Source organism: Enterococcus sp. AAFC-DPL-5182, from assembly GCF_058216605.1.
In genome coordinates, this window is sequence record NZ_CM177101.1 from 3,606,338 (window position 1) to 3,620,084 (window position 13,747).

Annotated in this window: 12 protein-coding genes and 1 pseudogene; 2 read left to right on the forward strand and 11 right to left on the reverse strand. The window is 33.2% G+C overall.

The window, feature by feature from the left end:
• Positions 1–615: 615 nt before the first annotated feature.
• The 4 genes from AC4BB7_RS16940 to AC4BB7_RS16955 are packed head-to-tail and all read right to left on the reverse strand — an operon-like array spanning position 616 to position 3,949.
• Entirely contained in the window at positions 616–2,037 is a 1,422-nt protein-coding gene (locus tag AC4BB7_RS16940) for a glycoside hydrolase family 1 protein (protein WP_490483845.1), read from the reverse strand.
• Positions 2,038–2,041: 4 nt separating this feature from the next.
• On the reverse strand, positions 2,042–2,365 hold the full coding sequence (locus AC4BB7_RS16945; RefSeq protein ID WP_490483846.1) for a PTS sugar transporter subunit IIA: 324 nt from the start codon (positions 2,363–2,365) through the stop codon (positions 2,042–2,044).
• Between the two features lies 1 nt (position 2,366).
• Complete coding sequence (locus tag AC4BB7_RS16950; protein WP_490483847.1) at positions 2,367–3,608, reverse strand: PTS sugar transporter subunit IIC; 1,242 nt, start codon at positions 3,606–3,608, stop codon at positions 2,367–2,369.
• A gap of 23 nt (positions 3,609–3,631) precedes the next feature.
• The gene (locus AC4BB7_RS16955; RefSeq protein WP_207695286.1) at positions 3,632–3,949 is read right to left on the reverse strand and encodes a PTS sugar transporter subunit IIB; all 318 of its coding nucleotides are present in this window, start codon (positions 3,947–3,949) and stop codon (positions 3,632–3,634) included.
• 190 nt (positions 3,950–4,139) lie between these two features.
• Here AC4BB7_RS16955 and AC4BB7_RS16960 point away from each other — a divergent pair, with 190 nt between their 5' ends.
• A complete protein-coding gene (locus AC4BB7_RS16960) occupies positions 4,140–6,029 on the forward strand; it encodes a BglG family transcription antiterminator (protein WP_490483848.1) in 1,890 nt (629 codons plus the stop codon).
• A 275-nt stretch (positions 6,030–6,304) separates the two neighbouring features.
• On the opposite strand, the gene pepG1 is transcribed toward AC4BB7_RS16960, so the two are convergent.
• The 3 genes and pseudogenes from pepG1 to AC4BB7_RS16975 all read right to left on the reverse strand — a co-directional run bounded on the left by pepG1 (position 6,305) and on the right by AC4BB7_RS16975 (position 8,000).
• A complete protein-coding gene (pepG1, locus tag AC4BB7_RS16965) occupies positions 6,305–6,460 on the reverse strand; it encodes a type I toxin-antitoxin system toxin PepG1 (RefSeq protein ID WP_490483849.1) in 156 nt (51 codons plus the stop codon).
• A 151-nt stretch (positions 6,461–6,611) separates the two neighbouring features.
• Complete coding sequence (locus AC4BB7_RS16970) at positions 6,612–7,220, reverse strand: hypothetical protein (protein WP_490483850.1); 609 nt, start codon at positions 7,218–7,220, stop codon at positions 6,612–6,614.
• A 216-nt stretch (positions 7,221–7,436) separates the two neighbouring features.
• Positions 7,437–8,000, reverse strand: a pseudogene (locus tag AC4BB7_RS16975) (recombinase family protein).
• Between the two features lie 362 nt (positions 8,001–8,362).
• Here AC4BB7_RS16975 and AC4BB7_RS16980 point away from each other — a divergent pair.
• A complete protein-coding gene (locus tag AC4BB7_RS16980; protein WP_490483851.1) occupies positions 8,363–8,875 on the forward strand; it encodes a DUF6933 domain-containing protein in 513 nt (170 codons plus the stop codon).
• A gap of 186 nt (positions 8,876–9,061) precedes the next feature.
• Here AC4BB7_RS16980 and AC4BB7_RS16985 read toward each other — a convergent pair whose 3' ends face one another.
• The 4 genes from AC4BB7_RS16985 to AC4BB7_RS17000 all read right to left on the reverse strand — a co-directional run bounded on the left by AC4BB7_RS16985 (position 9,062) and on the right by AC4BB7_RS17000 (position 13,653).
• The gene (locus tag AC4BB7_RS16985; RefSeq protein ID WP_490483852.1) at positions 9,062–10,594 is read right to left on the reverse strand and encodes a C47 family peptidase; all 1,533 of its coding nucleotides are present in this window, start codon (positions 10,592–10,594) and stop codon (positions 9,062–9,064) included.
• Positions 10,595–10,609: 15 nt separating this feature from the next.
• Positions 10,610–11,281, reverse strand: coding sequence for a hypothetical protein (locus tag AC4BB7_RS16990; RefSeq protein ID WP_490483853.1), 672 nt, complete (start codon positions 11,279–11,281; stop codon positions 10,610–10,612).
• Between the two features lie 289 nt (positions 11,282–11,570).
• Entirely contained in the window at positions 11,571–12,281 is a 711-nt protein-coding gene (locus AC4BB7_RS16995; RefSeq protein WP_490483854.1) for a hypothetical protein, read from the reverse strand.
• Between the two features lie 784 nt (positions 12,282–13,065).
• Complete coding sequence (locus AC4BB7_RS17000) at positions 13,066–13,653, reverse strand: LPXTG cell wall anchor domain-containing protein (protein WP_490483855.1); 588 nt, start codon at positions 13,651–13,653, stop codon at positions 13,066–13,068.
• Positions 13,654–13,747: the final 94 nt, after the last annotated feature.

The window sequence follows — 13,747 nt, forward strand, 5'->3', positions numbered from 1 at the left end:
AAATAATATTTTTTTATTTCTAATGATTTTTCCTTGTTTATAACCATGAAGAAACCCTTTTGAGTTATACCTCACTTCCTGAAAATTTGAACTGACGTGGTAAAAAAACTTCGGAAATAAATGATTTTGTCCTATCTAGCTAACTTTAATTTCTTAATGTGAACAAGCTAATGCTATTGGAGATGCCATACAGTACTTTTAAAAGTCATGTTGATAGCTATTATTATTAGAATAAGCCTTCATAAAAATAGGAAGCTAGCTCATATTTAGTTGATAATAGAGCTAGCTTCCTTAATATTCTTTTTATTTATACAATTTTATACTACAGCTTATATCTTTGATAAATGAATCCTAAAAACTTACTTTTTTAGTATGTTATGCCTATTTCTGATCAGAAATTCTTGCTCTACTTTTAACCCCCTTGCATTGTTCATAATAGGTAAATAATCTTTTTGATTGCTTCTTTAGACTCTTTGATTCTTTTGTCATAGCTAGCTAATCCTGACCTGCTTTTATTCTTAGACATTAGAAGTTTTTGGTTGGTATAGAATAGTTGATTTATGAACACACTAAAGAAGGTTATATTCAAAAATATAACCTTCTCTATAGTATGCTCTATAATTCAAACCCTTGTCTATTTCTCCTAATAACTCCTTGATACCAATAAAAACTGTCCTTCTTATATCGAATCAACTCTTTGATTTCTGTATCCGTTCGATCTACATAAACAAAACCATATCGCTTTCTAAACCCACTAGTCGTACTAATTAAATCAATAAACGACCACGGACAAAAACCAAATACTTCTACACCGTCTTGTACAATCGCTAAATGAACTTGCTCAAGATGTTTTTTCAAATAATCAATACGGTACTCATCATGAATTTGTTTGTCCACAGTCAGTGTATCGACTGCACCCAAACCATTTTCAGTGATGATCAAAGGGACTTCATAACGCTGATAGATTCGATTCAAGGTTATCCGCAACCCTTCCGGATCGATTTCCCAATCCCAATCATTTCTTTCCAAATAAGGATTGTTGCAACCTTTATAAATTCCTTCGATAACTTCTTTTTCAGTTGAACCAACTTCACCTGATTTATTGATCACTAATTCTTTACCACGATCATGCGCTGTTACATGTTCGACCGTTTTACTATCGTAATAATTAAGTCCAAGAAAATCACAGCGCCCTTCTTTTATCAGCTCCATATCACCTGCTTCAATCGTTGGCTGGCAGTCATGTTCTCTCATATAAGCTTGCATCGCAGGTAAGTAGTTTCCCTTACAATATAATTCTAAAAAGAAGGTATTCCGTAACTCTTCTGCTTTTTCGGCAGCCAAGATATCTTTTGGATCACAGGTTTTGGGATACACGGGTGAGATCCCGATCGCTGGACCAATTTTTGCATCGGGTAAAAGCTGATGGCATAATTTTACTGCACTAGCTTGTGCTAAAGTCATGATATGGTTCATTTCATACTTTTGCTTTAATAACGATTGCTCATTCTCTTCAGTAAACGTAATCAGGTACGGCAATAAAAACATATTGCTTTGTTCATTGATCGTCAGCCAATACTTTACTCGATCACCAAACTGTTCAAATAATACGCGACAATACTCAATAAAATCAGGAATGATTTTCCTTGAACTAAAACCGCCATACTCCTCTTGTAAAACGACTGGTAAATCAAAATGATAGATCGTCACAATGGGTTCTATCTTATTTTTAAGCAATTCATCGATCAGCTGAGTATAAAAATCAACCCCCGCCTGATTGATTTTCCCTCTACCATCAGGCAAAATTCGCGTCCAAGCAATACTAAAACGATAGGCCGTCAAGCCTAATTCTTTCATCAAGCGAATGTCTTCTTCAAACCGATGGTAATGATCGCTAGCAATACTTGTATCTGCGTATTCAGGAGCAATACTTTCATCCACAACAGACAATGTTTTCCCGTCTTCTAAATAAGCCCCTTCCACTTGATACGCCGCAGTCGCTGCTCCCCATAAAAATTCATTTGGAAAAGAAGGCATTTGATCACCCTCCGATTTTACTGATTTTGTAATACAATTTAAATAAGTGTTTGGCAATATTATATTCACTTAAAATCGTCATCAACGTATCCTGCGCATGAGTGAACAATAAATTGATTTCAACTGTGTTTTCCATGCTGTACTGAACAACTTTTGTTTGAGCATTGTGTGCTAAGTTTAATTCTTTTTTAGCTTCTTTTAACAGCTCTTCTCCTTCGATAAAATAATCTTCATCCATTTTTTCTAGTGCTTCTTTGATCAAATTACGACCATTGCCGGCATGCAAGATCATTTGCATTGCTACTTCATTTATTTCTTCTTGTGTCATCTTAGGCTTCCTCCGCTTTTAGCAATTCTTCTTTATAAATTTGATTGTCATATACTTTCAAGAATGGATAGTAGATAAATCCTGTTAAAACTAACGATACCCCTAATAAAATTAGCCCATTTAAATCACCATTTATCAGCCAAGTTTGGATACCCACTGGTAAATACCATAAAGCAAATGGTTTTGTCGGAATACTAACCCAGCCAAGTTGGAAAGAAAGATAGGTTATCGCTGGTACGACAATGCCTGAAATCCACATCGGCACCATCAACATTGGATTAAAGACGACTGGTGCGCCATATACCAAGGGCTCATTGATATTACACAATGAAGGAACGATCGATGACTTTCCAATAGCCCGCAAACGTTTTGACTTCGTGAATAACATAAATATAGAAAGCATTAACGTAGAACCTGCTCCCCCGATCCAAACCCATCCTTGCAATGTTTCATTAGTCAAAATCAACGATGGATCAACACCACGTGCTAGATCTGCCGCATTTTGTCCCACTGCCTGCAACCCAATTGGCACATACAGCGGCTCTAAAACCCAACTACTGATACCAAATGAATAAAGGAACGCTTGAATAAACATAATCAACACAAATCCCCAGAAACTTTGAGACACATTAACTAAGGGAGATAGAATCCAGTAAATGCCATCATACAGATTAATATTAAAAATAAAAATCGCTACCCAGCCAATCGCTAAAATCAAAAATGTTGGTGCAATACTGTCAAATCCTTCTACTAAAAATGGCGGCATCATGGTATCTTCCTTAAATAAACTAAATTTCGAAAACTTATCCATTACAAATGCTACAAACAATCCCCCAACAATTGCTGCAAACATACCGCCAGAACCTAATTTAGCAAATTCGATGATGATATCACCTTCTTCATTAAATGTCGGAAAAACCAACATCAAGAAAAATGCGATTCCAATCATCCCAGCTTGTTTTTTTAATTTATGTTTCTTCTTTTTCTCCAACAGCAGATAAGGAATAAAAAAAGCCACGAAGACTGATGCTAAACCAAAACTAAAACTGCTAATTGGCGAAATATCTGGAAAATTTGGAATATATTCTTCAAAAATAGCAAAAATCGTCACTAGTGAACCGACTAAAATCATTGGCATTACCGTTGTCATTGCTTCTTGAATAGCGCCAATCCATGGATTTTTCGTGATTTTATTGGCTTTTGGCGCAAAAACATTTGTCATCCAATCAATAATCTTTTTCATTTTTCTCCCACCTAATTTTTAATCTAATCTGCCATTAATGACAAAGCAAAATTCAATGTCCCTTCCCCGTTTAGCGCACCGTAATACTCATCTGGAATAAAATCATAAGGAATCGAATCAAATTCACTCATCGTTTCTTTTAATTCAGCTTCCATATAACGTAAATGTGGACCGAACAACACTACATCTTTTTCATCGATATAATCTTCAATTTCAGAATCTCCAACCGCTTCAACCGTTACTGATAGCCCTTGTGTCTTAGCACTTTTTTTCATACTTTGAGCTAAAAAACCGCTGGATGCTCCACCACCGCAAACTAATAAAATATTTTTCTTGGTCATATTCATTTCCTCCTTTGATCTTTTACACTCAAATTATCTCGATTTTCTGTCACGTAAGCAATCCAACCTTTTGCACTAGTAATCACTTACGGTGAAAAAGTGTGATTTGTGGGTTTTGATCTAAGACTATATAATGAAGCCAAGAATGATCGAAGCATATGTTTAAACAAAGATTGTGGGGGAAAGTGCGATGAAAAAATTATCTGAAGAACAATTGATAAAATATCTTCGCGTAAACGGTCTTACTTCTTCTAGTCAGTTAGCCCATGCTTTTTCGGTTTCAACTAGAACGATTAAAAACTATATCAAAAAAATCAATGCACGCCAGACTCAAAAACTGATTCAAGCGACATCAAAAGGGTATGTTATCGACCAAAATGAATCAGTCGACCTATCTTCAAAAGAAGTCAGTCGAGAACAGATATTGACTGAAAAGCTCATTTATTTAATCACTCCTATCAATAAATACGATTTAGCAGAACAGCTTTTTATCAGCCTTTCTACTTTAGATCGAACGATCAGTAAAGCAAATAAGGAATTGAGTAAATTTCACTTGAAAATCATCAGTCAAGAAAATAGTGTTTATTTATCTGGAGCTGAAGAGAAGAAACGTGCGTGGATCAGAGAACAATTTTATCACGAAACAAGTGCTGATTTTCTCCATCTAGCAACGATTCAAGCTGCCTTTTACGGCTATGACTTGGATGAGTTGAAACTAACGATCACCCAAATTCTTAAAGAAAACAACTTATATATCAACGGCTATACTTTAAATAGCATTATCTTACACATAGTAGTTGCCATGGAACGAATCTACGACAGCAATCAAATCGTAGAGACAGCTATTCCAGAAATCGATGCGCGTCTAGCAGCAGAACATCGCTCAGCCATTGATATTGCGAACTACATTCAGCATACTTATGATATTCCCTTAAAAGAAAGTGAAATTTCTTATATGACGATTCTTTTAAAAAGTAAAACAACCTTATTGAATTACGCAGATATCAAAGAAGATTTGAAAGAGTATATCGCAGACGAAAGTATTCAATTGTCTAATCGGATTTTACAGAAAATCAATGAAGAATTTTTACTTTCTTTAGATGATGAAGACTTCTTCATCAAATTTTCCCTACATTTACAAAACCTGCTGAGCCGTAATCGGGAAAAACAAGTTGCCTTAAATCCGATGACCAAAGAGATCAAAGAGAATTATCCATTGGTTTATGATTTAGCTGTTTTTGTCTCTAATGAATTGGAAGAATACTTAGGATCAGAAATTGCGGAAGATGAAATCACTTACTTAGCTTTTCATCTAGGTGCTTATTTTGAACATGCTAAAATAAACCAAAGTAAGTTGTTCGCTACGTTGATTTGTCCTAGTTATTACGATATGCATGTCGATCTTTCTGAGAAAATTTTAGCCGCGTTTGATTATCAATTAGACATAAAAAAAATCATTACAGAGGTTGATGCGCCGATTTCTAACCTAAATCAAGAGCTGATTATTTCTACGATCATACTACCAACCAATGTAGAATATGTAAAAATCACACCTTTTTTCAATGAAAAGGATAAAGAGATCCTCACACAAGCAGTCAAAAAAATAAATTTAAGTATGCAACAGCTAAAAATGAAAAAAATAATCGAACAATATTTTTCTAAAGAGTTATTTGAAAAAAATCAACGTTCAGAAACGAAATATCAGCTGATTCATCGCATGTCCGCACACTTAACTGAGTTAAACCGAGTAAAGCCAAATTTTGAAGAAGAAATCCTTAGGCGTGAAAAAATGTCCTCCACAAGCTTTGGAAACGGTCTGGCCATGCCTCATTCGATGGAAATGAATGCATTAAAAACGTCCCTCTACTTTGTGATCAATGAAGAGCCGCTGCTTTGGGACGAAGAATATGTACAAATCGTCGTGATGATGGCCATGAACAAGTCTGAACGAAAAGAATTTCGGAAAATATTTAATTTGATTGTTGAATCATTGGATAATCAAGAGACGATCGAGGCATTGTTAAAAGCGGCTTCTTATGAAGAGTTTGTGAGTTGTTTGGTGGATTCGTTTAGGTTTTGATTTATTGCTGAAAACTTCCATTATCTCTGATCGGAAATCTCTGTATAGAGTTCTCTGAATGTCCCGTTTTGATCATGCGACATAGCAATTTCTTTCAAAAATTCTTGTCCTGATTTTAACCTACGGGTGAGACTTCAGGTAAATAATCTTCTATGATCGGCTGAGTATGCGTAGTTAAACGTAATTTCAACGATGATTTGTAGTTCTTTTTTCTTGTAAAAGGTGTATAAGGTATGAAATGTAGTGACCCAAAAAAGTCTAACTTTGTGGGGTCACTACATTTTGACGGTTATTTTTTTGTCGTTCTTAAGCATATCTACAATCAATTTAACGAGCGCAATGGTAAACATACCAAAGCTTAGAATCAATTGAATTGTTTCTAATGCGGCCAAAAGACTTCTCCTTTCGTTAGATTCAATATATACAATCATATGCACCAACTCCTATAGAGTGTCACCTTCATAACTTTTCTACATTGATTAACTTGAGATTGTTTAATCCATTTTATTCTAATCATTTTTGATAAATGTTTGATTATATTATAACTGTCACTTTTGGGAATAAATCATTTTTTCATTCACTCTAATTATCCCAAATATTTATTTCCTCTAAAGGATAACTTGTTAAATCACTGTCTTCTGACGGAGCTTCTTCTCGTGCAATCATCAATGTTCCGTCATATTTATAATATAAATAGTAGAATACGTCTCTATAGGTGCCATCAACCGTTGGCTTGTTCACTTTAATTTTTGTTTTAAGTTTAATATCGACAAGTTCATTTTTTCTATAATCAAGAACTCTATATGTTTGTTCATTATCATCAATAATAATTTCATACTCCAATTCATTCCCGAACAGATCATGAAGCTTATCTTCAGTAAAACCTTGTCTTGGTTGGTTCTCTACACTAGTAGAATTTCCTTCATACCAAGATTTTCCATTAAGCAACATCTTTGTAATTTTAGGATATTTGGCTTCTGCAGAATTTGTAGTTGCTAGTGAACTTTGAGTAGTTTCTATTGATTCTTTTTTTTTCGAACTTGATAATGAGGTTTCTTCTTTTTTATGAGTGGTGTTATTAGTAACCGAATGATTAGTTGAATCTACAGACCTGGTTGATTGATTACTAGCACAGCTTGCTAATAGTACAGCTGAAACTAAAACTAAAAAAAATTTTTCATATTTCTTCACCCTTACTGGTTATTTTTGATATTACTATATAAAAACTTCTAGTTCTGACTGTAGAAGCTTGTTTTCTTCCTTATGTTCTTCAATTTCACTTTTAAAAAGATGTTGATCTACTTTAGTTAGGCTTTCAATTCTGTCCTTATTCCGTGTTATTTTTTTGCTGAAACTAATCGTCTAATCTACAATATATAGATATCCACATAAAATTAGAATGATTCTCTAGTCACTGTAATTTCTTTTTTCGAGGTATCTATAAAACGTTGAAGAAGAAATCCCTGTCATTTCATATATTTCTTTTCCTGAATACTGTTTTATATCTATAGACTAATAGCTTCCTGAATTTTTTTCTCTAACACTTTAGGACGACCACCAACACGTCCTCTTGCTCTTGCACTTTTAAGCCCCTCTCTAGTACGTTTTCAACTATTAAATCCCTCTCAAATTTTGCAAAAGCTTGAAAGACGGTCAGTATTACCTTGCCTTGTGGTGTGGACGTATCAAATTTTTCTTTGTCACTAATCACTTGTACGTTTTTTTTAGAAAAGAAATCAACTAACTCTAAAAGCTCCCTTGTACTACGTTCTGATCTTCTCCAACTTTCTACACTAAAGTACCGCCTTCTCGAACAGACTCTTTCAGTGTATCTAGTTGTTGTCGACTTGCTTTAGTCCCACTAATTTTTTCAGTCAAAATTCCATCACAATTGTATTTTTTTAAAATATCAAGCTGCCGATTCAGTTCTTGTGACTTTGTACTGATTCGTGCATAACCTGTGTATTTCATGTCATCACTCTTGCTAAAATTGTACCATAAGCAGGAGTTATTGACATATAGATTTTGTTGTAAGTTTTGGGAAAGAAAATTTAAAATATTAAAGGGTAATTGAGAATTATCCTTCTTGCCCTAAAAACGACTGTTTTTTGGAATTACCTAATTAAGCAAATGATGACCAGTCACATATATATAAGTGATCTCGCTGCTTCTGCGTAAAATCACTTTTAGCTACTTGCTAATTTGATATAAAATAAATCATTCTTTCCTTCACCTAAAACCAATGTTTTTGGTATAAGTACGCCTTGTATTTCAAATTATTTTCTCTGTGTATGTTATACTGTACTCATGATTAACGTAAAAGGAGTTTACTTATGATCATTGTACCTACAAAAAAATCATTACCACTTTTTAGTGAATTTCCAGTTTCTACTACTACATCCAGCTCAACTGAACGATCCTTTTTCTCTTGGCATGCAAATTATTTTACTTTAGACAGAAAAAAAGTTTTAGTTTTGGTAAATGATCTGTCCTTTTCTCCAATCGTTTTGGCTGATATTAACGCTAAAAACAAACAACAGCTTTCTGTTTACATAAAAGAAGGCATTGAACATGTTTTTGGCTATAGTACAAACAAACCTTATCAACTAAAAAAATATTTTCTTAGAGCTGGCAGAATGGAAATTTCTTATTCCTATAACCGTTCAATCAGCGGCATTAATAACAATATGATTCAAATGTTGAATTCTTATCCTGAAGACATTGACCTGAATTCACGGCTACAGACATCTGTAATGGATTTCCTTGCTAAAACGCCATATCGTAGTATGACACCTGAATATACGTTTAGCATTGACGTAGTAAAAAAAGAGTTAGAAAGCTTATAGCTTATCTAACTCTTTTTTTGGGCAACTCTATTGAACACTGAATAATCTTGTCAAATCAACGTTCATAAAATGGTCAATTGCCTATACCTCATTGAACTATTTCAAAACAAAGAGCTTGCGACATAAGTCTAAGCTCTTTGCACGTAGTTATTATTTTAGATAGTAACACTTAAGAAAATGAATTTTTTATTGAGAAAGATCTTGCTCTAAAATCCATTTGTTCAGTCCATTTAAATAGTAAGCCAATTTTGAATTGGATTGTCTTACTGGCTTCACCCGTATTGCTGAGTATCGTTTATTCCTCAAGGACGGATCGATAAACTCTCCAGTCTGAGCATTACTTGCTTTCGATAATAATAATACATTTTTATTTAATAGAGGTGTTGCATAAGGCTTTACATCTTGTTCTAATACCCACTGATTAAGCCCTTCAAGATAATAAGCTAATTTAGAATTAGATTGTTTCACTTCTTTTACATCTTTAATGATATATTCTTTACCTCTAAGATTTGTAGGAATATTACCACCAGTTTGATACTGCGATGCAAAGGATTGCAAGGTAACAATGGTATCTATCTTATCTTGATACTTTCCTTGTCTAAAATTATAGATTGTTTGGTTCCATTCATAATTTATTTGCCCAAGTGTCATATATTGTGATTTACTTGAGACAATAAAGGTATCTTCCCACCATGGATTCCAGTAAAAATAGTATGGGGGATAGGACGCAGTATCTCCATTTTTAGGTGCAGTATATCCCATAAGAACAATTGAATGTCCAGCAGTCGTAGTCGATTTCAAATTTGTAATAATAGGTGCATTCTTACCAATTTCATTCTTTATCATTGAGAAGGGTAAGACATTACTCTCAAATTTAAGTGAATACTTGTATGTTTTATTCACATAATTTATTGTATCAAACAAATTTTGTTTAGTAACCCAATTACTGTCCATCAATTGTGCTTCTGTTGCCTTAGGATAAGTCTTATGGATGATATCATTAGCTGAGGTAATTTGTTTACCTGCTTGGTGATTAATTACTGCAGCCATAGTAAAATCTTGACACCACGGCTGGTTTCCCTGTGTTTCATAGACGTTCCAGGGAAGAATATTTGTATCAAATTCTACTAAAGCTCTTGCTGATCTCAAATTTGGTTGTGCTGTCGGCTCTGTTATATCAATTGTTTTAACAGGTTGACTGATGGGGATTTCAACTGGAATATCTGTAGTATTGATCGTTAACAAAGGCTGTTTTGTATTCATATAGTTATAGAATACATTTTGATTTAAACCATCTAACTGAATTGCTTGCTCATTATTCGTAGTAATTGTTAAACTAACATCTTCTAATTTTTTTGCTAACGCCTTTGATAGCATGAAACTATCAGGATTTTGACTATCTGAAGAATCAATTTGTAAAAGATAAGCTATCTGCTTGTTTTCTTTCGCTACAATAGGATAACTAAAGGTCGTACTTTCAGGGTAACTAATGGTAAAAGGTTGCCCTAGATAATAGTCTGCACTACTTCCATTATCTGCCAGCATCATTTTATTTAGATAGTCTTGCCAATTTTGCGTAGCAAGTACAGTCGTTTCATTTGGGACATCAGTTGATTCGATATACAAAGAAGCAGCATCAGTTTTTGTTGCTACTCCTACATTCAACATAAAGCCAACAGTCAAAAACAATCCAAGTCCAAAACGTTTTACATTCTTCATCTGTATTCCACTCCCTTATTTGTTAAACCCATATAATGTAGAAACCCATTTAAAGGTGATATTTGCAGTAGGATCTGTTTGACTTTCTTTGAGTAATAATGGTATTGCATTCTCACCACCGCTGTATATAGCACCATTTCCATGATTCACACTCCGATACATGTAAACAACTTGAGAAGGTCTACCAGGAAAAGTAATCTTTTGATACCCGTATATAATTATTGACGTTTCTTGCTCAATCCAATAATCACCATTTGCAGATAAATAGGCAATAACTGGTCTCCGGTTTGATAGTTCTTCTTTCAATAAAGTCAGATTCAGTTGACCAACACTAATTTTCGTTTTATAGCTTTGATTGTTCAAAAATTTATTTGATTGTTCCAAATTAGCAGTTACAGAATTTAATTGCGCATCGCTATAATTTGGATAAACATATTTAAGTAATTGATTAGGTTTTCTGCTAGTTGAACCTTCCACAAAATTTAATACATTCACTACTGATAGTGGTGTAGGTTGCATAGTAAATACTTTATTGAATGGTTGATTATATTCTGGTATCACAACTGTTTCTACTTCAGGTGGAACAAAATCAGCTTGCACAGTTTTGCTATTTGTTAAAAACGAAAAAAACAATAGAAAAAAAATACCTGATAAAAAAATTTTTTTTGCCCATTTTCTTTGGTTCATTTTTTCTCCTCCTCTAATTAAAAAAATATAAGAATCTAAAAAATCTATTGATCTTTGTCGATACCTTATATTTTTCTTGTTAAATTTGTAATTTTGTATCTATTTAAATTTCTATTGTCTAATACCTGTAATTTTTAATCTTTTTTTTGAAACAAATAAACTGAAACAAAAAAATACAATATAGAAATAATTAAGAATACAAAGAATGAATTTACATTTATATACATGTATAAAAAAAATAAAGCTGCGATAAAAAGCATAAGACTGACAATTTTATTCGATTTCATAATTAGTTTGGATACACAGAGTATGTAGGTACCCAGTTATTTACATCCACTGATATACCTTTTTTATCTGTTCCTTTATCTATTTCACCTTGTATTGAGTTTGCAACCATTCCATCATACGCTCCCGATAAAATTGGAAACACTGATAATACCGCAGCTGGGGTGAAAGCAAGAACTGCAACTAAAGCACCTTGAACTAAAGTACTATTTAAAAACATAGTCCTCAAATCTATAGTTCCTTTTGGTCCAAAAGATTGAAATTTTACCCCCCACCAATGAGATGTTGCTTGATATGGTTTTTCCGGTTTCGCTTGACGAGTTAAAGGAATATTTTTTTCAATTCCATTATCTCCTGTTTTATGATAATTCCCACCAGCTAGCTTGGCATTCATATCTTCAATATTTTTTGTAATATTATTAAAGTACGCTACACCTGAAAATTCTGAATTAATTTCTAGACTGATTTGATTCTCATTTTGAATCAAAACTTCCTTAATTTCCATAGGATCATCAAGAACATATTTATTTCCATCAAAACTGATCTTACTATCCACGAAACTTTTAAAATTCTCAAAAGTATCTTGAGGATTTTCAGTTGCTGATACCGAAACCTCAGACTGTGGCTCTAATTGTTCATTTGCGAATGATACTGTGGGTGCTGCAAAACCTAATGTAATTATGGTACACATTACTAATCCTAACATTTTTTTCATTTGACTAACCTCCACACTTTGAATTTGTAAGCGTTATACATAACGTATTGCAAACTTATCATTAATTATATTATTTGTAAACATTAATATTAAAAATATGTTTATTAGCATAATATACAAAACTTTAAATTTTCTTTCAAATTCCTATACAAACGCATGGAAAAACAATATGAATTTCATCACAGTGTTTTTTCATGCTTTTAACTTCGGACATCAGTCCTACAATCTAAAATTAATTTACATTAAAAATTAACACTATAAAGTTACTGTAATTTGTTTATTTAAATGACACAGTTTTTCTAAAATTATTTGGCAAAGTAAACGAATAAACTTTATTAAATAGATTTTTTCCCGAAATAATTTAGGTTTGTGCTATTTTTCTATATAAAAAATACGCCATTTAAAAATAAAAATTACACCATTTACACGAAAAAAATAAAACAAAAGGACAATTCTATCCTTTCCTAGAAATGGCTAATCTAGTGATATTACCCATTTGTTTGCTCTCTTGATTACTCTTTTTTATCCCCAGCACCTTTCCAGCTATCACTATTAAGAAAAGAGATTCCTATTTTATTAAGCAACTAAAACAGTACCGAGAAATTTCATATTCTATGTAAAATTTTCTTACTTGGTTCCCCACATGCTTAAATGATCTCAAACCCAAAATAAGCTTCTTCTACACGTATCGAAGAAGCTTATTTTTGGTTTCTTTGATAATTTTAACTGCTCCTAGCCCAGACTATTCTTACCTATGATTCAGGAATTGCAGAACTTACATAGCCTATTTCAGCGGAACCACTTCAGCGTCTGGATAGTATCCTACATATTCATATCCTTCGATCAGAGTTGGCTCAATGATTTTTGTTTCGTCTTTAGAAATCGAGATATTTTCTTTCGGAAGCAAAGGCTCTCCTGCCGCTAAGGCAATCATCGATGAACTACTTATAGCTGCTGGAATCATAATGATAAGTAATAGTTTACTGTACTTTCTCCGTTTATAAAAAATAAACAAACTCGCAACTATAAACCCACTTCCATATAACAACAAGTTAGAATGCTCAAACTCTCCTGCTTTTGGCAACTGAGACTGACTGCTTGGTTTTGCAGTCATCCCGTCATTCTTTGACCCAATGGATAATCCTGAATTAGAATTATCGTTAGGTGTTGCAGCAGCTGATATTTTTTGGTAAATAAGATTGTACTGTTCATACTTTCCACTTACTGAAGGTTTTTCCTTAATAATAGCAGCTTGTTCTTGTGGACTAAGATAGTCAATATCGTAAAAGTTGATCTGGGCCGCTTCGCTTGATAAAGGCACCAAGAATAGTGCCATTACCAAAGTAAATAAACTGATGATAGTCTTTTTCATAATTAAACTCCTTCTATTTTAAAACATACTTTCATATAATAAATGATAAAAAAACAAAAACATATTTAATTAAAATTTATTTATAAAAAAATTA

What these genes read in the sequence shown, in the direction of transcription:
- AC4BB7_RS16940 (WP_490483845.1), bottom strand. Translation starts at nt 2,037, where the DNA reads ATGCCTTCTTTTCCAAATGAATTTTTATGGGGAGCAGCGACTGCGGCG.
- AC4BB7_RS16945 (WP_490483846.1), bottom strand. Translation starts at nt 2,365, where the DNA reads ATGACACAAGAAGAAATAAATGAAGTAGCAATGCAAATGATCTTGCAT.
- AC4BB7_RS16950 (WP_490483847.1), bottom strand. Translation starts at nt 3,608, where the DNA reads ATGAAAAAGATTATTGATTGGATGACAAATGTTTTTGCGCCAAAAGCC.
- AC4BB7_RS16955 (WP_207695286.1), bottom strand. Translation starts at nt 3,949, where the DNA reads ATGACCAAGAAAAATATTTTATTAGTTTGCGGTGGTGGAGCATCCAGC.
- AC4BB7_RS16960 (WP_490483848.1), top strand. Translation starts at nt 4,140, where the DNA reads ATGAAAAAATTATCTGAAGAACAATTGATAAAATATCTTCGCGTAAAC.
- pepG1 (WP_490483849.1), bottom strand. Translation starts at nt 6,460, where the DNA reads ATGATTGTATATATTGAATCTAACGAAAGGAGAAGTCTTTTGGCCGCA.
- AC4BB7_RS16980 (WP_490483851.1), top strand. Translation starts at nt 8,363, where the DNA reads ATGATCATTGTACCTACAAAAAAATCATTACCACTTTTTAGTGAATTT.
- AC4BB7_RS16985 (WP_490483852.1), bottom strand. Translation starts at nt 10,594, where the DNA reads ATGAAGAATGTAAAACGTTTTGGACTTGGATTGTTTTTGACTGTTGGC.
- AC4BB7_RS16990 (WP_490483853.1), bottom strand. Translation starts at nt 11,281, where the DNA reads ATGAACCAAAGAAAATGGGCAAAAAAAATTTTTTTATCAGGTATTTTT.
- AC4BB7_RS16995 (WP_490483854.1), bottom strand. Translation starts at nt 12,281, where the DNA reads ATGAAAAAAATGTTAGGATTAGTAATGTGTACCATAATTACATTAGGT.
- AC4BB7_RS17000 (WP_490483855.1), bottom strand. Translation starts at nt 13,653, where the DNA reads ATGAAAAAGACTATCATCAGTTTATTTACTTTGGTAATGGCACTATTC.